Origin of the sequence: Hoyosella altamirensis, from assembly GCF_014191505.1 — a bacterium.
GTDB classification, from domain to species: Bacteria; Actinomycetota; Actinomycetes; order Mycobacteriales; family Mycobacteriaceae; genus Hoyosella; species Hoyosella altamirensis.
Window position 1 is genome coordinate 779,597 of the sequence record NZ_JACHWS010000002.1, and the last position, 22,712, is coordinate 802,308.

Consider the following 22,712-nt stretch of genomic DNA (forward strand, 5'->3'; position numbering starts at 1 on the left):
GCCGACTAACCCAAGGAGCACCACCTGATGCGAACCGTGAAAGCCATTGGAGCCGTCAATGCCACCGACCCGCTCGTTCCTCTGACGATCGAGCGCCGCGAGGTCGGCCCACACGATGTACTGATCGACATCGACTACGCCGGGATCTGCCACTCCGATATCCACACGATCCGTGGCGACTGGGGGCCGATCACCTACCCGCAGGTCGTCGGGCACGAGATCGTCGGCCGCGTCGCACAGATCGGCAGAGAAGTCACCAAGCACCAGGTCGGTGACGTCGTGGGTGTCGGCTGCCAGTCGAACTCGTGCCGCACCTGCGCGCAGTGCGAGCAGGGTCACGACCAGTACTGCCTGAATGGCAACACCCAGACCTACAACGGCATCGACCCCGCCGACGGCACGATCACCCAAGGCGGCTACTCGCAGGCGGTCGTGACGAACGAAGACTTCGTGCTCGCGATCCCCGCAGGTCTCGACCCCGACAAGACCGCGCCCCTGCTGTGCGCGGGCATCACCACCTACTCCCCGCTGAAGCACTGGAACGCCGGCCCCGGCACGCGCGTCGGTGTCGTCGGTATGGGCGGACTCGGACACATGGGCGTGAAACTCGCCGCTGCCCTTGGTGCGGACGTGACCGTGCTCTCACGCGGCACCAACAAGCGCGACGACGCGCTCGCTTTCGGTGCGACCCGCTACGTCGACACCACCAACGCCGCCGCTATGGGAGAGATAGCCGGGAGCCTTGACCTCATCATCAACACCGTGGCGGCGGGCCTCGACATCACCACCTACCTCGGCCTGCTCAACGTAGATGGGGCACTGGTGAATGTCGGCGCACCCGCTGAGCCGTTCTCCGTTCCAGCGTTCTCTCTGATCCCTCGCCGCCGTACCCTCGCAGGCTCCACCACGGGTGGCATCGCCGAGATTCAGGAAATGCTCGACTTCTGCGCCGAGTTGGGCATTCACCCCGAGACCGAACTGGTCAGCGCCGAAGAGGTCAACGACGCCTGGGAGCGCGTGCTTTCCGCCGATGTGCGCTACCGCTTCGTCATCGACACCCACACCCTCTAAGGAGCAACCTGACATGTCAGAGGTCACCTACGATTTCACAGGAAAGACCGCGTTCGTCACCGGCGCGAGTTCCGGCATGGGTCTGGCCGCCGCCCAGGCTTTCGCCGAGGCAGGCGCGGCTGTTGCGCTCGTGGACATCAACCAGGAACAGGTCGAGAACGCCGCCGCCGAACTCACCGGACGAGGGCTGAAAGCGCTCGCCATTCAGTGCGATGTCACCGACGAGAACCAGGTGGCAGCCGCTGTCGCCCGCACCGTCGAGGCTTTCGGCAGCCTGGACATGGCCTTCAACAATGCCGGGATCATGCTCCCGCCGGTCGACTCCGCCGACGAGACTGCCGAGGCTTTCGACACCATCGTCGCGGTCAACTTGCGCGGTGTGTGGGCCGCGACAAAGCACGAGTTGAAGCAGATGCGCGCACAGGGCTCCGGGGCGATCGTCAACTGCTCCTCGTTGGGAGGGCTCGTGGGCGGTGACGGGCGCGCCACCTACCACGCCACGAAGCACGGCATCATCGGGCAGACCAAGAGCATCGCCCTCCAGTATGGCCCGCTCGGCATCCGCGTCAACGCCGTCTGTCCCGGCACGATCGACACGCCGATGGTTGCGCAGATGGCCGCCCGAGGGGAACTCGACCGCGAGGCAGCAGCCGCACGGGAGCCGCTACGCCGCTTGGGCCGTCCCGAGGAGATCGCCGCCGCCGTCCTGTGGCTGTGCAGCGACGGCGCAAGCTACGTCACCGGCGTCGCTCTGCCCGTCGACGGAGGCCACGTCGCCTGATGAGACCGTACGTCATTGTCCACACGCACACGTCGATCGACGGCAATCTCAACGGCAAGACCTCGACCGAAGACAACATCACGCACTACGGCACCCCCGCTATCGATGAGAGCGCCACGGTTCCGGCTGGCGACTATGTCGCAGAGCCGGAGGCTGAGATGTACTACGTCTCCATCGACCCGCGTGGAGAACTCGCCTGGCAGCAGAAGCTGCACGGCCTCGGCGTCGAGCGTTTGATGGTCGGCGGCGGCGGGATCATCAACTGGTCGTTCTTGCAGCAGGGACTCGTCGACGAGGTGAGCATGGTGCTCGCACCTGTCGCGAACGCCGAGCCTGACGCGCCACGGTTCTTCACCGCCAAAGAGCCGTACTCGACCATCGATCTCACCGAGTTCACGATCACGAGCATCGAAGACCTGGGCGACAGCGTGGTGTGGCTGCGCTACACCCCGAACGCACAAGCGTAGCCCTGCACCTCAGAACACGAACGGAACGGAACGACCCCACCGCATATGACTGAACTGACCCGAAGAAGTTTCCTTCTGGCCGGTGTCGTGCTCGGCGTCGGAACCCTCGCCGCGTGCACGAGTCCGGAGCCGACGGACCACCTCTACACCGGCACCGACCGCCCCCGCGCCCACCGATACGAACGGGAACGGTCTGACGCCACAGGGTGACCTGTACGGGGTGGGCATCTACAACACCCAGGAAGTCGCCGACGAACTTGCCTACATCGAGGCCAATATCGAGCCGCTCACTGGCGGCGACACGAAGCGAGTCCTGATCACCGGGTCGACCGGCGGCATCGGGCAGCTCGCCGCCGCGTACTTCCTCCGCCAGGGGCACGGAGTCATCGCGCACGCCCGCAACGAGCAACGTGCCGCTGATGTTCGCCGTGATCTGCCCGGGGCTGGAAGACGTAGTGATCGGCGATCTCCTCGACCTCGACCAGACCCGGGCGCTGGCTGAGCAGATCAACGCGCTCGGCGAGTTCGACATCATCATCCACAACGCAGGCGAGTATGGACTCACGGACTCGGAGATCCTGAACGCGAACTCCCTGTCCCAGTACTGGACGGTGTTCGGAGTCGTGATCCTCGCGGCCATCGGCGGCGGAATCCTCTACGTCCGCCGTCGCACCAGACAGGACGGAGCCGACGATGCCTGACTGGCTCGATGCGCTGCTGCGCTGGCTACAGGCAACGCCGCGCGGTTTCGCCGAGACGACCAGCGAGGGCAAGTGTCGCGCGCGACATTCGTTTGTCGGCTGGAGATCCGTGTAGCGGCGGCCGTGTCGTTGACGATAATAAGCCGGAGAGGGCTCCAACTGGCGACCGAGTGATGTGGCCTGAACGTCTACGAGCTAGTGTTCGTGTTGCTCGTCTCGGATGGTACGGAACCGTATTCGCTCGCGGCCCAACAAGCGAGCAGTTGCATACGCTCCTCCGAGGGCGTGCCTGGCTCGGGCGTGTAAATCGTGAGGGTCAGACCCCGCTCTGATTCCATCTCCATCCCTTCGTAGGCGAGGGTCATCTCGCCGACGACGGAGTGCTTGAAGGTCTTGAATCCGGTGCCGTGGTGCCGGACATCGTGAGCGCCCCACAGGCGACGGAACTCTTCGCTGCGAGTGCTGAGTTCGCCGATCAGGTCGTGCAGTTCCTTGTTGCGCGGGTCGCGGCCGGCCTCGGTACGCAGGATCGACGTGGTGATCTCGGCGAACGAGTCCCAGTCAGGGTAGAACTCGAACGCACGCTCGTCGAGGAACGTGAAGCGAGCCAGGTTCGGTGCACAACCGGGCATGTCATAGGTGTCGTTGTAGAACGCACGTCCCAGCGTGTTGCAGGCCAACAGATCCATGCGTCCGTTCCGCACGAACGCTGGGCCAGCGGTGACTGCTGCGAGCGTCCATTGCAGGCTCTGATGTGGTGTCCAACTCTTCGGGTTGCGTCGTCGAGGCGGGCGAGCGACCGGGCTCGCGGCATGGGCCAAGCTGAACAGGTGGGCGCGCTCGGCGTCGTCCAAGCGGAGAGCCTTGGCGATACTGTCGAGGACTTCCGGAGAGGCCCCGCTGATCCCACCGCGTTCGATCCGCGTGTAGTACTCCACGCTCACGCCCGCGAGCGCTGCGACCTCACTGCGGCGCAGACCCTCGACGCGTCGGTTTGTGCCCGCCGGTAGTCCAACCTCATCCGGCGTCACGCGGGCGCGGCGGGTGGTGAGGAAGTCCCGCACTTCGGCTCGGTTGTCCATACCTCAACCTTACGACGGAGCCCACCGATCAAGGATGCCCCGACGGTACCCCCATCTCGACTCACGCAAGAAGGCATCCGAACGGCGAAACACCCACGACCACTACCTGAAAGGCTCGCTGTTCTGCGGGTCGTGCGGGTCGCGGATGCAGCTGGGCCCGGCCAACCGGCAGGGCGTCCGCTACGCCTACTACGTCTGCTCCGGCCGCGCATCGAAGCGGAAGAAGTGCACCCGCCGCGCGGTGCAGGTCGAGGCGGCGTTCGATGAGCGCCGTTCTTCGCGCTCGGACGAGCTGGCTGAGCTGACCGCGAACCGGCAGCGGCTCCAGAACGAGAGCGACAAGATTCTTGCTGCGCACTTCGCCGACGCGATCGACTTGGAGACCCTCAAGCGGCACCAAGACCGTATCCGCACCGGCCTGGCCGATATCGACCGCAAGCTCGCCACCGAGCATGACCACCACGAGGGATCACGCAAGCTACTGAGCACCGCGTTCAGCCTCCTGGTCGACTGCGCGAACCTCTACGCCCGCACGAACCTCTACGCCCGCACGAACCTCTACGCCCGCACGAACCTCTACGCCCGCACGAACGACCAGGCAAGCGGTTGGCCAACCAAGCACTGACCAACGGCATCGACATCAGCGAAGACGAAAGGGCGACGATCCGACTCACTGAGCCGTTCGCCGCCCTCGTACCCGAACCAACATCTTCCGATGTCAGCGGTTCTAGTACGTTCGATCTGGGTGGAGCCTAGGGGAATCGAACCCCTAACCCCCGCCTTGCAAAGGCGGTGCTCTACCAATTGAGCTAAGGCCCCTCGTACTAGCTCCCAGCAGTCCCCTCGAAGGGCAGGGTGTGCCAGGTTTCGGCCGCGTACTCACCCTCACGGGATTTGATGAGTTTAATGACACCAAGTCCCACAGCGATTCCGATTCCAGCCGCGGTAAGGATCTTGATAATTCGCATATCGAGAACCTTACCGGAGTGGGCCTAGGAGGACTTGAACCTCCGACCTCTTCCTTATCAGGGAAGCGCTCTAACCGCCTGAGCTATAGGCCCGTGAACCGAGAAGCGAGACTACCCTACTGCGGACCAAAGTACCAAAACCGCAGTTCACGTCTCGCTTCACGGAAAGTGTGCTGACCCCTAGTCACGGTCAGCGAGCGTGACTTCGATCCCTCCGACGAGGTCCGATGCCAAGTTGTAGATGAATGATGCAAGGGTCAGCAGGGCGGTGAAAAGAATCATATTGATGAAGCCAATTGCCGCTGTCCAGCCAAAGATCTGGCCGGCGCTGATTATCTCTCCCGCAGCCCCTTCATCCACGATCTCCAGGAAGGCACTGTTGAGCCGGTCCCACACATTCATGAACTCGAGGACCAGGTACAGCGTCCCCACGGCGATCATCCACACAAGGAAAAGCGCCGCGGAAATGATTGCGGAGATTTTCAGTGCCGACCAAGGATCGATTTCGCGGATCTGAACGGCCGCTCTCAGTCCCGCCTGGGTAGGTTTCGCCGTGACAGTCACAGGCGGTCGGCGTCGAGGAGGAGCCGCAGCGGACGACTTGCCCTTGTCCGCTGCGGACGTCGTTTGTGCGGCACCTTTTGAACTGGCGCTTTCAGTGGTGCTGTCGGTCGTATTGTCTGAGGCTGCCACTTAGGACTCCTCTGGTGCGTCGGGTTCTTCGGGCTCATCCGCATTACGAGCGATGGCGAGAAGATTGTCACCCTCGCCCAGGTTCATCAAACGCACACCCTTGGTTTGGCGGCCAGCCTTGCGAACCTGGCTGGCGGCTGTGCGGATGATGCCACCACCGGAGGTTATCGCATAGAGCTCATCCTTCATGTCAACGATAATCGCACCCACCAACGTGCCACGACGTGCGTCAAACTGGATCGTCAGCACGCCCTTGCCGCCGCGGTTCTGGACTGGGTATTCGTCGAGCGGAGTTCGCTTCGCGTACCCGCCGGATGTGGCGACGAGGAGGAACATGGTTTCTTGCACGACGTTCAGTGACAGCAGCTCGTCATCAGTGTTGAACCGCATGCCCTGCACGCCCGATGTTGCCCGGCCCATCGGGCGTAACGCCTCGTCTGTCGCCGCGAACCTGATCGCTTGTCCCTTACCCGAAACAAGAATCAGATCATCATCCGAGGAGCAGAGGACCGCACCGACCAGCTCGTCATTCTCACGCAGGTTGATCGCGACGATTCCGCCGCTGCGATTGGAATCGAAGTCCTCGAGACGAGATTTCTTCACCAATCCGTTCCGGGTCGCGAGTACAAGGTATGGCGCATCCTGGTAGCCCTTGATCGCAATGATCTGGGCGATTTTCTCGCCAGGCTGGAAAGCCAGCAGGTTCGCGACATGCTGGCCGCGCGCGGTACGGCTCATCTCCGGCAGCTCGTACGCCTTGACACGGTAGACCCGGCCCTTCGTTGTGAAGAACAGAATCCAATCGTGGGTCGAGGTCACGAAGAAATGCCGCACCATGTCGTCCTGCTTCAGGCCGGCACCTTGCACCCCCTTACCACCCCGACGCTGAGCCCGGTAAAGGTCAGTCTTCGTACGTTTTGCGTAGCCCGTTTCAGTGATGGTCACCACAACGTCTTCGCGAGCGATCAGGTCCTCATCAGCGACGTCACCCTCGCCCTGGATGATTCTCGTACGGCGCTCGTCGCCATACTTTTCGACGATCTCGGAGAGCTCATCATGGACAATCTGCCGCTGTCGCTCAGGCCGCGCCAGAATGTCTTTGAGGTCCTCGATCTCCCGCTCGATCTCGGCGAGCTCATCGACGATCTTCTGCCGCTCAAGCGCAGCGAGACGCCGGAGCTGCATAGCAAGAATTGCGTCTGCCTGAATCTCATCGACATCTAGTAGCTCCATCAGCCCGGTGCGGGCGATGTCTACCGTCTGTGAACGACGGATCAGAGCGATGACCTCATCCAGAGCATCGAGAGCTTTGACGAGACCGCGCAAGATGTGAGCGCGTTCCTCGGCTTGCTTGAGCCGGAATTTAGTACGGCGGATAATCACATCGAGCTGATGGGCGACATACAGGCGGATCATCTGATCAAGCCGCAGCGTACGCGGCACACCATCGACGATCGAAAGCATATTCACGCCGAAGCTGTTCTGCAGCTGTGTGTGCTTATAAAGGTTGTTCAGCACGACCTTGGCAACCGCGTCACGCTTCACCGTCACCACGATGCGCATACCGATACGATCCGACGACTCATCCTGAATCTCGGAGATCCCGGTCAGTTTCTGGTCGCGTACCTGCTCCGCGATCGACGTGATCAAGTTATCAGGGTTCACCTGATAGGGGAGTTCTTTGATGACGATCTGGGTGCGCCCGCGGTTATCTTCTTCGATCTCCGTGACACCCCGCATACGGATCGAGCCACGCCCGGTGGAGTAGGCCTCCGAGATGCCATCTGAACCCACGATCAGGCCGGATGTCGGGAAGTCCGGGCCCTTGATGCGCTCGCACATTGCGATGAGGGTCGTTTCCTCATCGGCCTCGTAGTTCTCGAGGCACCAGAAGATCGCGGCAGCGACCTCACGCAGGTTATGAGGAGGGATATTCGTCGCCATACCGACGGCGATGCCGCCGGAACCGTTGATGAGCAGGTTTGGAATACGGCTGGGCAGGACCGTTGGTTCCTGCGTTTTACCGTCATAGTTCGGCGCGAAGTCGACCGTGTCTTCCCGGATGTCACGCAGCATCTCCATGGCAAGCGGAGTCAGGCGCGCCTCGGTGTACCTCATCGCGGCTGGTGGATCGTTGCCGGGTGACCCGAAGTTACCCTGGCCGTCAATCAGCGGATACCGCATCGACCAGGGCTGAGCGAGACGCACCATGGTGTCGTAAATCGACGTATCGCCGTGGGGGTGGTAGTTACCCATCACCTCACCAACGACGCGCGACGACTTCACATAGCCGCGGTCTGGCCGGAACCCTGCATCGAACATCGCGTAGAGAACACGGCGATGAACCGGCTTCAAGCCGTCGCGGACCTCGGGAAGTGCCCGACCTACGATCACGCTCATCGCGTAGTCGATGTAGCTACGCTGCATCTCCTGCTGAATGTCAACAGGTTCGATGCGGTCGCCGGGAGTCTCCTCCGGCGGCAACGTGGTGTCGGTCATGTGCTCCTTCTTCTCTTCTTCGCCCCAGGCCTCGAACCCGGTACCCAACTGAAGACCCTATGCACTGAGTTCAGCCTATCCGCGCAGGTCAAATCATTGGGCAAGTGACTCGCCACTGAACTTGTGATCGTCCCATTCTTTCGACGTCACACGTCGAGGAAACGGACATCCTTCGCATTCCGGGTGATAAAACTGCGGCGCGCACTGACGTCCTCGCCCATCAGGATCGAGAACAACTCATCAGCGGCCGCCGCATCGTCAAGCGTTACCTGACGCAGAACGCGGACACTCGGGTCCATCGTGGTCTCCCACAGTTCCTTCGCATTCATCTCACCGAGACCCTTGTAGCGCTGGACTCCGTCGTTCGTGTTGATCTTCCGGTTGGCTTCGAGCCCCCGCTGCAGTAGCCCATCGCGCTCACGATCCGAGTACGCGAAATCCGGCTCGCCTTTGCTCCACTTCAGTTTGTACAACGGTGGCGCCGCCAGGAATACGTGGCCCTGCTCGATCAGTGGACGCATGAACCGGAACAGCAGCGTCAAAAGGAGAGTCGAAATGTGCTGACCATCGACGTCCGCGTCCGCCATCAGAATGATCTTGTGATAGCGCAGCTTCGCCACATCGAATTCGTCATGGATTCCGGTGCCGAGAGCCGTGATAATTGCTTGCACTTCAGTGTTCTTGAGCACCCGGTCAATCCGGGCCTTCTCCACATTGATGATCTTTCCGCGCAGCGGCAGAATCGCCTGGAACATTGAGTCACGACCGGACTTGGCGGAACCGCCGGCGGAGTCACCCTCCACGATGTAGAGCTCAGAAATCGAGGGATCACTGGACCGGCAGTCCGCGAGCTTTCCGGGAAGACCGCCTAGATCGGTTGCAGATTTACGCCTGACTAGCTCGCGGGCGCGCCGCGCAGCCATGCGAGCCTGAGCTGAAGAAACAGCTTTATTGATGATGATTTTTGCTTCAGTCGGGTTCGCTTCGAACCAGTGGCCCAGGTTTTCGTTACACGCTTTCTGCACGAATGACTTGACCTCAGTGTTCCCGAGCTTCGTCTTCGTCTGACCCTCGAACTGGGGTTCGCTGATCTTCACCGACACAACGGCCGCAAGTCCTTCGCGGACATCATCACCGCTGAGGTTAGGGTCCTTCTCTTTGAGGAGCTTCTTCTCCTTCGCGTAGCGATTGACCACGCTGGTCAGCGCTGCGCGGAATCCCTCTTCGTGCGTTCCGCCTTCGTGCGTGTTGATGGTGTTCGCGAATGTGTGCACAGACTCCGAGTAACCGTTGTTCCACTGCATCGCGATTTCAAGCTCGTGTCCCGTGCCCTTCGCCGTGAATCCTACGACGGAAGTGTGGATCGCTTGCTTTGTCTTGTTGATGTGTTTGACGAAGTCTTCCAGTCCACCTGGGTAGTGATACAGGCGCTTCTTGACCTTGTGTCCAGACTCCGCTGACTTCTCTGCTTCGTCGCGATGTTTGATCGGCTCCGCGGTGTCACTGACAACCTCATCTGTGACCTCGGAGTCCGACACCCGCTCATCGGTCAGACTTATCGTCAGCCCTTTGTTCAGGAATGCCATTTCCTGGAGGCGCCGCGAGACTGTCTCGAAGTTGTACTCGGTGGTCTCGAAGATATCCGGATCTGCCCAGAAGCGAACGACCGTACCTGTCTTCGATGATGGTTCGACTTGAGTCAGTTCACCCGGGACGGAGTATGTATAGACCTGATTCCATAGGGATCCCTCTCGGTCAATTTCCACCTCGAGGCGCGTTGACAGTGCGTTGACGACTGAGATACCAACACCGTGGAGACCACCGGAAACTGCATACGAGTCAGAGTCGAATTTACCGCCGGCATGCAACTGGGTGAGTACAACTTCGACTGTGGGCCGGCCCATCGAATGCATCCCGACAGGGATGCCGCGACCGTCATCGCGAACCTCAACGCCGCCGTCTTCCAGAAGCCGCACGTGAACCTGAGAGGCATGCCCTGCCATCGCCTCATCGACAGAGTTGTCAACGACTTCCCATATCAGGTGGTGGAGGCCGCGCTCGCCAGTCGACCCGATGTACATACCGGGTCGCTTGCGTACCGCCTCAAGACCCTCGAGGACAGTGATGGACGAAGCGCCATAGCCTGCATCGGCGCCACTTCTCTTTCCGGACTTTTGAGCAGCCACGGGCTGGTAGCTCTCCTTCTACTGAATCAGTACCGCCCCGTTAACGGGCCGGGAGTGGCGGATGATCAATTCGCTATCTTAGTCGCTCGCCGCCCCACACTCTCGGTCCTGTGCTGATACGGCGTGCTGTGCGTCGATACGGTGCCGATTTCGTAGCCCACGCTACCCATAGGTATCGCGCGGACCGCGTCCTCGGACATGGAGCTCGCCCTTTCGCCAGCTAGGTGCAGCCGGCCCGAGAATTCGGAGCTTGGTGACAACACCGTGTCCCACCGCGGCGGCGATCCGCGCGATGATTTGTGACTGCATGTACCGCAGCTGGGTTGCCCACGCTGTTGATTCTGCCTGCACTGTCAAAATACCGTGTTCGAGCGAGCGGGGTTCAGCATGGCAGGCAATATCAGATCCGACGACCGTCTCCCATCGGCCTAGGACCGCGCCGGCCGCAACCTTGTCTGTCCAGCCACGGCGTTTCGCGATGCTCCCAGCTAGTTGTCCCAGTAGCTGGGGATCTCGATCATCGGGTCGCGCACCTGACCAGCTTCGCCGGAGCGACCTGCCCTTGGTGCCACGCTGTCCGTGCGAAGACGCCTGCCTATTGGTCACGGACGCACCCGTACCCGCGCGTGACCGCGCGTCGTCTAGAACCTTCCGCACAAGGTCAATGCCTCGCAGAGGAGCCTCAGCACTATTACCTTGAGCGGACTCAGACTCGCTCACTACGGCTCCAATCTGAGACTCGTGAAACTCGACGCCTCACGTTATCTGCAACCTCTGACATTTCTGCGTGAACAGCGCGCACCCGAGCATCAAGTGTCACCGGAACGTCATCTTCAACGGCAGCTGTGATCAGCACCTGCTCAGCCGTCGCAGCGTGTCGGGCAAGAGCATCACGGCGTTTGCGATCTAGCTCGGCGAATACATCGTCGAGGAGCAGAACCGGGTCCGTGCCATCAGACCGGAGGAGAGCGAAGGAGCCCAGCCTGAGTGAGAGTGCAAACGACCAGCTTTCCCCGTGGCTCGCATACCCTTTCGCTGGCTGATCACCCAACTGGAGTTCGAGATCGTCACGATGCGGTCCGACTAAACAAACACCTCTGTCAAGTTCGCGCTCCCGATTACTGCGCAGCGCCTCCAGAAAAATCTCCTCGAGCGCGGCTTTGTCATTTACGGCCTCCGCCAGCAGCTCCGCATTGAGGCTCGTTCTGTATGTGATGGTTGCCGGCCGAGAGCCCGGAGCGATTTGCGCGTATGAGTCCGCAACGTATGGCCGGAGTTCTTCGACAAGGCCTAATCGGGCGCCCAGAAGCTCCGAACCTGTGTGGGCAAGGTGACCGTCCCACACCTCAAGGGTGGCAAGCGCACCTGGATCGGGCTGGCGGTGACGATTTCCGCCAAGACTTTTAAGCAGAGCAGTCCGCTGACGAAGAATCCGGTCGTAGTCCGACCGGGTTGCCGCGAGCTGTGGCCGACGTGAAACTAGCAGGTCATCGAGGAAGCGCCGGCGTTCCCCGGGATCCCCCTTCACGAGACTCAGGTCCTCCGGTGCGAAAAGAACAGAACGGACAACCCCCAGTATGTCGCGTGGCCGGCGAGTGGGCGACTGGTTGAGACGTGCCTTGTTAGCTTTGCCGGAATGAAGTTCTAGATCCACTCGCAGTTCGCGACCTGCATTGACCGCGATACCGGTGATGCGCGCGGCCTCTGATCCTTCTTGCACTAGCGGCTGATCAGTTGCGACTCGATGCGAGCTCAGAGTCGCGAGGTAGTTCACTGCTTCCAGCAGATTTGTCTTGCCGTGTCCGTTGGGCCCGAGGAACACAGTGCATCCCGCTGCGAGGTCGATTTCGACGTCGTACCACGAGCGGAATGTGTGCAGTGCGAGATGACGAACGAACAACAGCCAATCACCCTGGCAGACGAACGGGCATCAACAGGTATGTGTACTGGCTGTCAATCGCCGGGTACGATCCGTCGGCCTCAGTGGGCACCTCGAAATCTCCTGACGCCGGCTGCAGAACCGCGGGCCGGCTCGGAAGCGTAAAGCCGAGTACGACCTTTTCGGTATGCAATGCGTTGAGGCCATCGAGCAGATATGTCGGGTTGAAAGCGATCACCAGGGGAGTACCCGCGAACTCCACGGGGAGCGATTCTTCAGCCTTACCAGCATCATCTCCGCCGGCCGACAGCTGCAGCCCGTCCTCAGAGAAATCCATCCGAACTTGCGCGCCACGTTCTGCAAGGAGCGCTACGCGCTTGATCGCGTCCACCAGCGGCGCGATCTCAACAACAGCGAGAGCGGTATGAGACGTTGGCAGCAATTGCCTGAATTTGGGGAATTCGGCGTCGAGCAGCCGAGACGTTGTGCGCCGGCCCGAACCCAAGACACCGATCAGTCCGTCTGACGCGAGCGAGGCGCCGGTCCCAAGGGCGAGCTTTACCGTGGCATTTCCGGCCCCGCCAAGGGTTTTGCCCGCTTCAGACAATGTCTTCGCAGGTACCAGCACCGATGTCTCGGTACCTGAGGTTTCAGGAGTCCACTCGATAGTGCGAACTGCGAGGCGGAAACGATCAGTGGCAGCGAGGACTACCGTGTCTCCCGAGATTTCGAGCCGGATTCCAGTGAGCATGGGGAGGGTGTCGTCTTTACCCGCGGCAACTGCAACCTGGGCTATGGACTCGGTGAAAACATCTGCAGGGAGTGAGCCCGTTATTTCTGGAACTGTCGGTAGCTGGGGATAGTCCTCAACAGGCATCGTCGGCAGGCTAAATTTGGCGTTGCCGCAGATGATGTGCACGCGCGCCCCATCGACATCGACGTCGACCGGACGGGCCGGCAGTGCCTTTGTGATGTCAGCGAGAAGCCGGCCCGAGACCAGCGCACGGCCAACACCAGCGATTTCAGCCGGCACGGTTATTTGCGCTGAGGTCTCGTAGTCGAAACCGGAGATCGTCAGGCCCGATTCAGTTGCGTCGAGTAAAACACCGCCGAGGACAGGAACAGCCGGCCTACTGGGAAGATTTCGTGCTACCCAGCTGACTCCGTCAGCAAAATCGTCGCGGGCAACGCGAAACTTCAGGTTCGCAAGCTCCATGGGCTCGACGTGTCCTCTCACCGCTCCAGAAGGGCCACAAGATAGTGGTGCCGGGTCGCTACCGCTCCACAACAGTAGAGCATCGGATCCCCACTGTAACCCGTTCGATGGGCCTTGTCTGAGGTCGGTGACTGCGGTGCCGGCGAGGAAGGCTCGGCCGGTGTGAGCCGGCTGACGAGTCGTCCACAACACCTGCTTTTTGTCTTTCTCCTTTAAAGAGATCTCAGTAGTAGTAATAGGTGTTGTGGATCCTGTGGATACTCCAGCAAGCGTGCTGCTAATGGCGGGTTGCTTGCTGGGGACTAACACGTTGATGAACGGTGGATAACTGGCACTTGGTTGTGCACAGTTCTCGCGCCTGGGGACAGAACGCCGGCTTACCCACAGCAATCCACAGTTGTACACAGCTCTATCCACAGGCCGATGTTGTCGAAGAATCAATAAAAATTAGTACTTTGGTACCAGAACTTGTCGGCGTGTCGTGTAGGTGTGTCGTGCTCAGGGGCAACTTCTCGCCGCAACTAGGCACTGCGTTCTCTCAGAATAATGAGGAATGGGGGCAGTGCTGTCATCCAAGAATGTGGGCATTTCCCCAGTTAATCCACAGAGGCGTCCGCCGGCAAACGACAGGATTGCGACGATCGTGAAGGTGGAATTCTAGATCTTGGAGCGCTGCCTGATGCGAGCAGTGAGTTCCTGTACCTGCTCGTAGACGCGGCGACTGTTAGCCATATCTGCACGCACCTTACGATCGGCGTGCATCACCGTGGTGTGGTCGCGGCCAAAAGCCTGGCCGATCTTGGGGAGCGATAGGTCTGTCAGCTCGCGACAGAGATACATCGCGATCTGGCGTGCCTGCGCGACGGCTCGGGTACGTCCGGGACCGCAGAGCTCGTCGACGCTGATACCGAAGTACTCGGCAACTGTCGACATGATTGTTGCCGCGGTGATCTCCAGAGTCCGTGAATCTGGCGCCAGGTCGCGCAAAACCACTTCGGCCAGACGGAGGTCGATCGCTTGTCTATTCAGTGACGCGAAGGCAGTCACGCGAATGAGCGCTCCCTCGAGCTCCCGGATATTCCGTTCGACTCGGCTCGCTATGAATGCGAGGACGTCGTCAGGTACATCGAGGCGGTCCATCTGAGCTTTTTTGCTGAGGATCGCTATGCGTGTCTCGAGTTCGGGAGGCTGAACGTCCGTGATCAAACCCCACTCGAACCGGGTGCGGAGTCGTTCCTCCAGCGTGGCGAGTTGCTTCGGTGGCCGATCTGATGAGATCAGAATCTGCTTGTTCGCGTTGTGCAGAGTGTTGAAGGTGTGGAAGAACTCTTCCTGGATACCTTCTTTGTTTTCGATGAACTGAATGTCGTCGATGAGCAGCAGGTCAATCTCGCGGTAACGACGCTTGAACGCGACACGTCTGTCATCGCGAAGGCTGTTGATGAAGTCGTTCGTGAATTCTTCAGTGGAAACGTACTTCACCCGCATCCCAGGGAACAGTCGCTGCGCGTAGTGACCGGTCGCGTGGAGCAGGTGAGTCTTTCCCAGACCGGACTCGCCCCAAACGAACAGCGGGTTGTAAGCACGGGCCGGTGCTTCCGCAATGGCGACTGCCGCTGCGTGAGCGAATCTGTTTGAGGCGCCAATCACGAATGTGTCGAAGGTGTACTTCGGATTCAGGCTGGACTTCGCCGAAACGGCCCGCGGCGGCCTCGGAGTTTGCGTGAAGTAGTTCGGCCACCCAGCTGAGGCGTTGTCGATCGTGTCGGATTCAAATGGATCCGCACCGAAGGTGTCAGGAGCATCATCACTGAGCGGCCCGTCGCCGTTGCCTGCCAGAACGTCGTATGGACCGTGATCTGACTCGGACGTGTCATATAGGGACGATGATTCTGCCGCTGTGGCCGTGGAGTCGGCTCCGTGTGGAACGACGTCCGAGGAAGCTGCGATCCGGACCGCCAGCTCGACTGGCTCACCCAGGTGCCGGCTCAGCGATTCTGTTATCGGATCGCGGAGACTGCTCTCGATCGCCTTCTTAGCGAAGGCCGTAGGTGCCGCGAGCAAGGCGAAACCGTTTGAGATATCGAGGGGTTTGACGAGCGGAAGGAGTGCGCGATCCTTGCGGCTGAGAATCCGTGGGGCACCTTCAGACGATGCCCCTGAAGCGAGTTCCTCGACGACTTTCATCCAGACGTCCGCGAGAGCACGTGGATCGTTCTCCACCGTGTAAACCCTCCGCTGCTCCAATTGATGCCCGCATACGTTCGTTGTTGTCCGCTCCCCCGCCATCTCGACTGCCACGGCGTGCGCGCTCGAGCGACTGAACCGAACTTGCTCCGCAACACTGCGGAGCCAACTGTCCACATAGTTATCCACAGGTGTGGAGAACTATGAACGAACCCCGACCCTACACGCAGAGAGACATCTCGTGCGCGGTGAGGTTCGAGGTTTCGAATGTGTCCAGTTTTCGGGCCCGTTGGGTAGTGGTCATCTGATGGACCACTGACCGCAATGAGCATGTGACCTGAGACGCTAACAACATCAAGCGGGCCGGTGCAACGTTTTGGCGATAGTTGCAGTTCAGCAGCTGCAAAGCGCATGATTGCGACGACGGTCTGACAGACCTAGTGCTTGCGCGGGTATGTCAGTGTGCACTCAGTTTGACCCCACGTGCTGGGGTGAGTACTCTCGTGCAGTCACCAAACGTTACAAGAGTAGATGCATCTTCTGATGCAATCATGATTATGAGGAGTGTTGACCGTGGCGAAGGGCAAGCGGACGTTCCAGCCGAATAACCGGCGTCGCGCGCGTGTTCACGGCTTCCGACTCCGGATGCGTACACGTGCTGGCCGTTCCATTATTTCAGCTCGCCGCCGCAAAGGGCGCGCAGAGCTAGCGGTATAACTCTGATTCGCGAGTGGCTGCGAGGTGCTGCCACCAGCAAATCGGATACGGTCGCATCGGGAGTTCACTAAGACGGTTCGCGGCGGTGTAAAAGTTGGTCAGCGCGACATCGTGCTGTACATCTTGCGGAGCGATGAAACCGAACTGGCACGCACCGGAGGACCACGATTTGGACTCATCGTGAGTAAGGCTGTCGGAAACGCAGTTGAGAGGCATCGCGTGTCGCGCGTTCTGCGGCACGCGATTAGTCGTGTTTGCGCAAACGTTGATTGGCGGGCTGATGTGGTAGTCCGCGCCCTCCCACGTTCACGAGATTCCTCCTATTTTGAAATGATTCACCAGCTTGAGCGCGGTTTGAGCCGGGCTGATGTCTTAGCGGGTGCCAGGTGACAGACCAGGATGGTTCAGCGCCCGTCGAGATGTCGCGGCGTTTACGCCGTTATCCGGCTATGGTGCTTCTGGGCTTTGTGAGGTTCTACCAAAAATGGGTCTCTCCGTACCGGCTACCTTCTTGCCGGTTCGCACCCACTTGCAGTGATTACGCAGTTGAAGCATTGCAGCAGCACGGAGCCTTCAAAGGCGGTGCCCTTGCAGTGTTACGACTAGTGAAATGCGGGCCATGGCATCCGGGCGGGTGGGATCCGGTGCCTGAACGTAAGAACAGTGACGATCCTTGCGTCAGTTTCGCTGCGGAGGCGAGTGACGAAGTGAAGAGGAGTGCCTAGACCAGTGCTCAATTTCATCTACTACCCAGTCTCCGGAATTCTCTGGTTCTGGCACAAGGTGTTCGGGTTCATTCCCGGCCTTGGTCCCGATAACGGGATTACATGGGCACTTTCGGTTATCTTCCTGGTCTTCACCATTCGTGCGCTTCTGTACAAGCCGTTCGTCAAACAGGTACGAACAACACGGAAGATGCAGGAACTCCAGCCACAGATCAAGGCGCTTCGAAAGAAGTACGGTAAGGACCGGCAGCGCATGGCGCTGGAGATGCAGAAATTGCAGAAGGAGCATGGGTTCAATCCGCTCCTCGGCTGTCTGCCAATGCTCGCCCAGGTGCCTGTCTTCATTGGTCTGTACCACGTTCTTATGTCTTTCAACAGGACTGGTGGGTACGGCCCGGGCCGCCTTCATCTGGATCCTGAGCTCAACGCGAATCTTGGCAACTACGTTTTTAGCGTTGATGACGTGCGTTCTTTCCTCGACGCAAGGCTGCTTGGATCCCCGCTTTCGGCCGCGATGGCGCACGGTGATGATGTATTCAGTGCGTTTGAGGCATCGGCGCTCTCCTCTGCACCACCAAGCCGGACGGCTATTGGTTTTATCGCCGTCCCGTTGATGATCATCGCTTCGATCATGACGCACTTGAATGCGAAGCATTCCGTGTCCAGGCAATCAGCCGCCGTTGCCGATCAGCCTCAGACGGCGATTATGAACCGGCTCGCACTTTATGTCTTCCCACTCGGTGTGCTGGTGGGTGGTCCATTTCTTCCTGTGGCGATTCTCCTTTACTGGGTTGCGAACAACTCGTGGACGTTCCTGCAGCAGAAGATTGTCTACAACACGATTGACGCTGAAGAGGAGCAGAAGCGACTCGAAGTCATCGAACGCCGTGATAGTTACGCCCCGAAACCTGGGGCAAAGCCGACGAGCGGCAAGAAGGCTGCCGCGGGGCAAGCTGACGACGAGGTCGATCCAGACGATGACGCAGGCGAGGCCGGCCCCTCCCCTACCACGGACCGGCGTAAACCTCAGGCAGGTGCGCGGCCAAGTACTCCGAATCGCGCCCGCGGGTCGAAGTCCAGAAAAAAGAAGCGCAGGGGTCGGTAGGCAATTACCACATGATTCAGCGCGATCCTGAAAATATGCTTCTTTGACAAGCTCTTGGGTACTGAACGTTTTGTAGGTGGCGGGGAAAGCTCCGCTGTAAGTCAGGAGATGGCGACGTGACAAACGCCGAGTCAACGGTTACTAGCGATGCTGGTGACGATATCGAGGAACGGTTAGTAGAAGAGGGTGAACTAGCCGGCGATTACCTGGAGCAACTGCTAGACATCCTTGATTACGATGGCGATATCGACCTGGACGTCGAAGGCGATCGGGCTATCGTGGCGATCGATGGAAGCGAAGACCTTACTAAGCTTGTGGGACGCCACGGTGAGGTCCTGGACGCACTACAGGAGCTGACGCGCCTGGCAGTGCAGCAGGGCACTGGAGTTCGTAGCCGCTTGATGCTGGATGTTGCGGGCTGGCGCGCGCAACGGCGCAACGATCTTGCGTCTCATGGGGCGACTGTCGCTCAGCGGGTTCTCAACACGGGAGTGAAAGAATCACTCAAGCCGATGACCCCCTTCGAACGGAAGATCGTTCACGATGCTGTGGCCGGCGTTGAGGGTGTCAGGAGTGAGAGCGAAGGCGAAGAGCCGAACAGGCGTGTCGTCGTGTCTAAGGTCTAGTCGTTCGGGGTTTGAACTGCTTCCGATGGGGTGCGGCTTTACGGCCGCACCCCATCGGCGTTTCTGTGTGCGATTCAGGCCACTTCTACCGAAGGTGATACGTCACATGACGTATCACCTTGGGTAGTTGTCGGTAATTCAGGTGCGTGGTGTTCCAACATGACTGACCCGTATTGTGCGGCACTTCGTGACGTAGTCTCGCGTGGCTCGCGTGTGTGACCTAGACTGACCATGGAACTACACGCATGTAGTTCGTCCCTCAACACCACACTGGGCGTTTCACGTGAAACATATTCCGGAACACTTGCAGGCTGCCGTCACCGAGATTTTCGGTGACCGTATCGATCATGCGGTGACATACCACGACTATCTCGCAAGCGAAGGTGTCACTCGTGGTGTTATTGGCCCGCGCGAAACTGAGCGGATATGGGATCGTCATATTCTCAATAGCGCAGCAATCGGTGAACTGATCCCCGAAGACAGCAGTGTCGTTGATATCGGGAGCGGCGGTGGTTTGCCCGGAATACCCCTGGCAATCGCCAGACCTGATCTTCATGTCACGTTGGTCGAACCGATGCTTCGACGTACCCAATTTCTCCTGGACTTCTTGGAGACTGCTGACCTCAATGTTGTGGTTGTACGTGGACGTGCGGAGCAGAAAGAGGTCGTTACGGAGATTGGCGGCGCCGACATCGTGACATCCCGCGCGGTTGCGCCGCTGCTGCAGCTGATGCGTTGGTCACTCCCTCTCTTGCATGACGAGGGCATAGCGCTCGCAGTTAAGGGAGAGAGCGCTCGCGACGAGGTTGCACGAGATATGAAGGGACTCCCCGCGATTGGTGCCGGGGAAGTCGATGTCATCCAGTGTGGCAAAGGCGTCCTAGAAGTGCCCACCACAGTTGTGCGTGTGAGGAAGACCGGACATCGCAAGCGTTCACTACGTCGGAAGGGAAACTAGGCCGTAATGCCAACCGAGACTGATGGCCCTGTTTCACGTGAAACCAGCGGCAGCCTCGATTATGCGACATCACCGGCCGCGAAAGCGGACGGTGGCAGTGTGATTGACGATATCCTCGCCGACAGCCCCATCGCGGCCGCGGCTCAGCGCGCGACTCGTGTTCTGCACGGCGCGTACTCACAGCTCCCCCGCCCAGCACGACAGCGCATTCTCACAGTCGCAAACCAGAAGGGCGGGGTGGGTAAGACGACCACAACCGTTAACCTTGCTGCCGCACTGTCCGTCCACGGTCTGCGTGTACTTGTCATAGATCTGGATCCACAGGGAAATGCGAGCACTGCCCTGGGAGTGGACCACAGAGCAGGAGTACCTTCCAGCTACGAAGTACTGATCGGCGAAACGTCACTTGGTGACGCGGTCCAACGGTGTCCGCTGAACGATAACCTCTTTTGTGTCCCGGCGACGATCGACCTTGCCGGCGCTGAGATCGAACTGGTGTCGCTCGAGCAGCGAGAATCACGACTTAAGGCGGCACTCGCAGCAGACAGCACCCGCGAACTTGATTTGGACTACATCATCATTGATTGTCCACCGTCACTCGGTTTGCTCACGCTCAACGCTATGGTCGGAGCCACCGAGGTTGTGATACCGATCCAGTGTGAGTACTACGCGCTAGAGGGAGTGGGCCAACTACTTCGCAACATCGAATTAGTCAGCGCGCACCTCAATACCGACCTGCATATTTCCGCAATTCTGTTAACGATGTACGACGCACGTACGAAACTGGCGGAACAGGTAGCTACAGAGGTCAAGCAGCACTTTGGGGACATTGTGTTACGAACCGCAATTCCGCGGAGTGTCAAGGTTTCAGAGGCGCCCGGATACGGGATGACGGTCATCGAATACGACCCGGGTTCTCGCGGTGCGATGAGTTACCTGGATGCGGGTCGCGAGCTAGCCACCCGCGGCGTGCAGAAACCTAATCGAATGAACGGCGACGCTAAATGAATCAGAATCGCAACAGGGGCGGTCTCGGACGTGGCCTTGCCGCCCTTATTCCGACGGGCCCGACCAATGCACCGCAACTCGGAAACGCGGCGGCGGATGTGATCATTGGCGGTGAGCAGCGCGCCAGTCGACCGTCGAGGGCGGTTGGCGGCGAGCAAGATCGCTCCGCGAAGGACCCTGATGTTCTGCAGCCCACGCCTCCCGTTTCACGTGAAACACACGAACCCGAGGTTGCTGCTGTCTATCGGGAACTTGATCCCAGGCTGATTGAACCGAACCCACGCCAGCCTCGGCAAGTGTTCGATGATGACGCTGAACAAGAACTCATCCATTCCATCCGTGAATTTGGGATGATGCAGCCCATCGTCGTCAGAGAAGTTGGTGACCGGTACCAGCTAGTCATGGGCGAGCGGCGCTGGCGGGCGTGTACGGCACTGGGGTTGGATGCAGTCCCTGCAATTGTGCGTGCCACCACTGACGACGCATTGTTGCGCGACGCGCTATTGGAAAACATACACCGGGTGCAGCTGAACCCCCTTGAAGAAGCTGCCGCGTACCAGCAACTCCTAGATGAGTTCGGCGTCACACACGACGAGCTTGCCGCGCGTATTGGACGGTCACGACCCGTAGTGACGAACATGATCCGGCTGCTGCGTCTGCCTATCGCGGTTCAGCGCAGGGTTGCCGCAGGCGTTCTCTCCGCGGGCCACGCGCGGGCACTATTGGGTCTCGACGGAGGTCCGGCGGCACAGGAAGAGCTCGCAGCACGCATTGTGGCCGAAGGCATGTCCGTCCGTGCGACTGAAGAAGCAGTCACGCTGATGAACCGGCGCAACGGGACGCCGAACGCCGTAAACGAACGCCCCAAGGTGCAGCAGCCGCCCGAGCTTGGCGACCTGGCCACGCAGTTGTCCGATAACTTCGATACGAAGGTGACGGTCAGTCTGGGGAAACGCAAGGGCAAAATCGTGGTCGAGTTCGGTAACGTCGATGATCTTCAGCGCATAGTTTCGCTGATGCAATCAGAGAACTGACGGCCCGGTATCCTTGGAGCGGGAGAGGTGAATCTCCCCGTCGAGGCCGCACGGTATTCGGCGGTGTCGAGCGAGGACATGGAGGAAAGCGAGAGCTGTGTCCACACGGGTTGCGCCCCTGACGCTCGAGACCCTGAACCTCCTCCCCCACCACACGCGCCGTTGTGTGTTCTGGGAGATGGATCCGGGCGCGGTGATAGATACACAGGCCTTTTGTGACACTGAACTCGAGAAGGAAGCGTGGTTGTCCTCGGTTCTGCTCAACTGGGGTTCCTGCGGCCAGCTGCTCTACCTCAATCAAGGGGAAGTAGCTCACCTTCCTCGGGTTTCGGGATGCGCTCTCTATGCCCCGCCCAGCCTGGTTCCGCGCGCACGCCTCTTCCCCACTTCCCCAGTAAGTGCCGACGCGATCCTACTTACCACTCTCTATGTCGACGGAATCGCTGAAGCCGAGGGCTTCCATGAGATTCTCATTCGCGGAGTATTGGAGGACCTGATCAAGCGTGGCGTGCGCGCGATCGAAGCTTTCGGACACATTCGTGATGCCGAGTGCACCTCGCACGCTTATTCGTTGGTTCACCGCAAACCAGGCGACTGTACGCCGGAAACCTGCATGATCTCCGCGGAACGGCTATTGGACGCGGAGTTCAAGGTTGTTGCGCCCCATCATCTTTTCCCGCGCTTCAGGCTTGAGCTTGATCGTGATCACGGCTGGAAGGCAGACGTTGAAGCGGCGCTCATGCGCCTTCTGGAGAGCTCAACACTGTCGATGGCGGGTCCATCATCGCCGGGAACCGTTTAACTCGTGA

At 59.8% G+C, this 22,712-nt stretch carries 24 protein-coding genes, 2 tRNA genes and 1 pseudogene; 16 read left to right on the top strand and 11 right to left on the bottom strand.

All coding sequences use genetic code 11. The annotated features are described in order from the left end of the window. Positions 1–27: 27 nt before the first annotated feature. The 6 genes from FHU29_RS12440 to FHU29_RS12465 are packed head-to-tail and all read left to right on the top strand — an operon-like array spanning position 28 to position 3,020. Positions 28–1,071: an NAD(P)-dependent alcohol dehydrogenase gene (locus FHU29_RS12440; protein ID WP_064439954.1), complete on the top strand. Its 1,044-nt coding sequence runs from the start codon at positions 28–30 to the stop codon at positions 1,069–1,071. 13 nt (positions 1,072–1,084) lie between these two features. Continuing rightward, the gene (locus FHU29_RS12445; RefSeq protein WP_064439955.1) at positions 1,085–1,852 is read left to right on the top strand and encodes an SDR family NAD(P)-dependent oxidoreductase; all 768 of its coding nucleotides are present in this window, start codon (positions 1,085–1,087) and stop codon (positions 1,850–1,852) included. After that, entirely contained in the window at positions 1,852–2,319 is a 468-nt protein-coding gene (locus tag FHU29_RS12450) for a dihydrofolate reductase family protein (protein WP_064439956.1), read from the top strand. Before FHU29_RS12445 ends, FHU29_RS12450 begins: the two co-directional genes overlap by 1 nt. Before the next feature lie 45 nt (positions 2,320–2,364). After that, complete coding sequence (locus FHU29_RS12455; RefSeq protein ID WP_157095030.1) at positions 2,365–2,529, top strand: hypothetical protein; 165 nt, start codon at positions 2,365–2,367, stop codon at positions 2,527–2,529. 10 nt (positions 2,530–2,539) lie between these two features. Then, a complete protein-coding gene (locus FHU29_RS12460) occupies positions 2,540–2,821 on the top strand; it encodes an SDR family NAD(P)-dependent oxidoreductase (RefSeq protein ID WP_064439957.1) in 282 nt (93 codons plus the stop codon). Then, a complete protein-coding gene (locus tag FHU29_RS12465) occupies positions 2,730–3,020 on the top strand; it encodes a hypothetical protein (protein WP_157095032.1) in 291 nt (96 codons plus the stop codon). The genes FHU29_RS12460 and FHU29_RS12465 overlap by 92 nt, the downstream gene beginning before the upstream one ends. Before the next feature lie 188 nt (positions 3,021–3,208). On the opposite strand, the gene FHU29_RS12470 is transcribed toward FHU29_RS12465, so the two are convergent. After that, positions 3,209–4,102 carry a helix-turn-helix transcriptional regulator gene (locus tag FHU29_RS12470; RefSeq protein ID WP_064439959.1) on the bottom strand — a complete coding sequence of 298 codons (894 nt, stop codon included), beginning with the start codon at positions 4,100–4,102 and terminating at the stop codon, positions 3,209–3,211. A 34-nt stretch (positions 4,103–4,136) separates the two neighbouring features. On the opposite strand from FHU29_RS12470, the gene FHU29_RS12475 reads away from it, so the two are divergent. Beyond that, positions 4,137–4,727, top strand: a complete 591-nt coding sequence (locus FHU29_RS12475) for a recombinase zinc ribbon domain-containing protein (protein WP_064439960.1) — start codon at positions 4,137–4,139, stop codon at positions 4,725–4,727. 121 nt (positions 4,728–4,848) lie between these two features. On the opposite strand, the gene FHU29_RS12480 is transcribed toward FHU29_RS12475, so the two are convergent. The 10 genes and pseudogenes from FHU29_RS12480 to dnaA all read right to left on the bottom strand — a co-directional run. After that, positions 4,849–4,921: transfer RNA gene (locus tag FHU29_RS12480), tRNA-Ala, on the bottom strand. Between the two features lie 5 nt (positions 4,922–4,926). Continuing rightward, entirely contained in the window at positions 4,927–5,070 is a 144-nt protein-coding gene (locus FHU29_RS12485; protein WP_157095034.1) for a hypothetical protein, read from the bottom strand. A 19-nt stretch (positions 5,071–5,089) separates the two neighbouring features. Next, positions 5,090–5,163 (bottom strand) — tRNA-Ile (locus tag FHU29_RS12490). An 87-nt stretch (positions 5,164–5,250) separates the two neighbouring features. Next, the gene (locus tag FHU29_RS12495; RefSeq protein WP_064439961.1) at positions 5,251–5,763 is read right to left on the bottom strand and encodes a DUF3566 domain-containing protein; all 513 of its coding nucleotides are present in this window, start codon (positions 5,761–5,763) and stop codon (positions 5,251–5,253) included. Further along, complete coding sequence (gene gyrA, locus FHU29_RS12500; RefSeq protein WP_064439962.1) at positions 5,764–8,262, bottom strand: DNA gyrase subunit A; 2,499 nt, start codon at positions 8,260–8,262, stop codon at positions 5,764–5,766. It abuts the gene before it with no gap. A 146-nt stretch (positions 8,263–8,408) separates the two neighbouring features. Beyond that, a complete protein-coding gene (gyrB, locus tag FHU29_RS12505) occupies positions 8,409–10,448 on the bottom strand; it encodes a DNA topoisomerase (ATP-hydrolyzing) subunit B (RefSeq protein ID WP_064439963.1) in 2,040 nt (679 codons plus the stop codon). A 162-nt stretch (positions 10,449–10,610) separates the two neighbouring features. Next, positions 10,611–11,168, bottom strand: a complete 558-nt coding sequence (locus tag FHU29_RS12510) for a DUF721 family protein (protein ID WP_064439964.1) — start codon at positions 11,166–11,168, stop codon at positions 10,611–10,613. Then, on the bottom strand, positions 11,155–12,348 hold the full coding sequence (recF, locus tag FHU29_RS12515) for a DNA replication/repair protein RecF (RefSeq protein WP_064439965.1): 1,194 nt from the start codon (positions 12,346–12,348) through the stop codon (positions 11,155–11,157). The genes FHU29_RS12510 and recF overlap by 14 nt, the downstream gene beginning before the upstream one ends. Positions 12,349–12,355: 7 nt before the next feature. Then, the gene (gene dnaN, locus FHU29_RS12520) at positions 12,356–13,543 is read right to left on the bottom strand and encodes a DNA polymerase III subunit beta (RefSeq protein WP_064439966.1); all 1,188 of its coding nucleotides are present in this window, start codon (positions 13,541–13,543) and stop codon (positions 12,356–12,358) included. Between the two features lie 657 nt (positions 13,544–14,200). Beyond that, positions 14,201–15,697, bottom strand: a pseudogene (gene dnaA, locus FHU29_RS12525) (chromosomal replication initiator protein DnaA); the annotation flags it as partial. A 606-nt stretch (positions 15,698–16,303) separates the two neighbouring features. On the opposite strand from dnaA, the gene rpmH reads away from it, so the two are divergent. The 9 genes from rpmH to FHU29_RS12570 all read left to right on the top strand — a co-directional run bounded on the left by rpmH (position 16,304) and on the right by FHU29_RS12570 (position 22,705). Continuing rightward, a complete protein-coding gene (gene rpmH, locus FHU29_RS12530; protein ID WP_013809365.1) occupies positions 16,304–16,447 on the top strand; it encodes a 50S ribosomal protein L34 in 144 nt (47 codons plus the stop codon). A 24-nt stretch (positions 16,448–16,471) separates the two neighbouring features. Next, positions 16,472–16,837, top strand: coding sequence for a ribonuclease P protein component (gene rnpA, locus FHU29_RS12535; RefSeq protein ID WP_074390833.1), 366 nt, complete (start codon positions 16,472–16,474; stop codon positions 16,835–16,837). 59 nt (positions 16,838–16,896) lie between these two features. After that, the gene (yidD, locus tag FHU29_RS12540) at positions 16,897–17,172 is read left to right on the top strand and encodes a membrane protein insertion efficiency factor YidD (protein WP_232322948.1); all 276 of its coding nucleotides are present in this window, start codon (positions 16,897–16,899) and stop codon (positions 17,170–17,172) included. A gap of 4 nt (positions 17,173–17,176) precedes the next feature. Then, on the top strand, positions 17,177–18,277 hold the full coding sequence (gene yidC, locus FHU29_RS12545) for a membrane protein insertase YidC (RefSeq protein ID WP_064439969.1): 1,101 nt from the start codon (positions 17,177–17,179) through the stop codon (positions 18,275–18,277). A gap of 116 nt (positions 18,278–18,393) precedes the next feature. Beyond that, a complete protein-coding gene (locus FHU29_RS12550; RefSeq protein WP_064439970.1) occupies positions 18,394–18,903 on the top strand; it encodes a Jag family protein in 510 nt (169 codons plus the stop codon). Positions 18,904–19,186: 283 nt separating this feature from the next. Beyond that, positions 19,187–19,861, top strand: coding sequence for a 16S rRNA (guanine(527)-N(7))-methyltransferase RsmG (rsmG, locus tag FHU29_RS12555; RefSeq protein WP_064439971.1), 675 nt, complete (start codon positions 19,187–19,189; stop codon positions 19,859–19,861). Between the two features lie 6 nt (positions 19,862–19,867). Continuing rightward, positions 19,868–20,869: a ParA family protein gene (locus tag FHU29_RS12560; RefSeq protein ID WP_064439972.1), complete on the top strand. Its 1,002-nt coding sequence runs from the start codon at positions 19,868–19,870 to the stop codon at positions 20,867–20,869. After that, entirely contained in the window at positions 20,866–21,903 is a 1,038-nt protein-coding gene (locus FHU29_RS12565; RefSeq protein ID WP_064439973.1) for a ParB/RepB/Spo0J family partition protein, read from the top strand. Before FHU29_RS12560 ends, FHU29_RS12565 begins: the two co-directional genes overlap by 4 nt. 97 nt (positions 21,904–22,000) lie before the next feature. Then, the gene (locus tag FHU29_RS12570) at positions 22,001–22,705 is read left to right on the top strand and encodes a hypothetical protein (RefSeq protein ID WP_064439974.1); all 705 of its coding nucleotides are present in this window, start codon (positions 22,001–22,003) and stop codon (positions 22,703–22,705) included. The last annotated feature ends 7 nt before the right edge of the window (positions 22,706–22,712 follow it).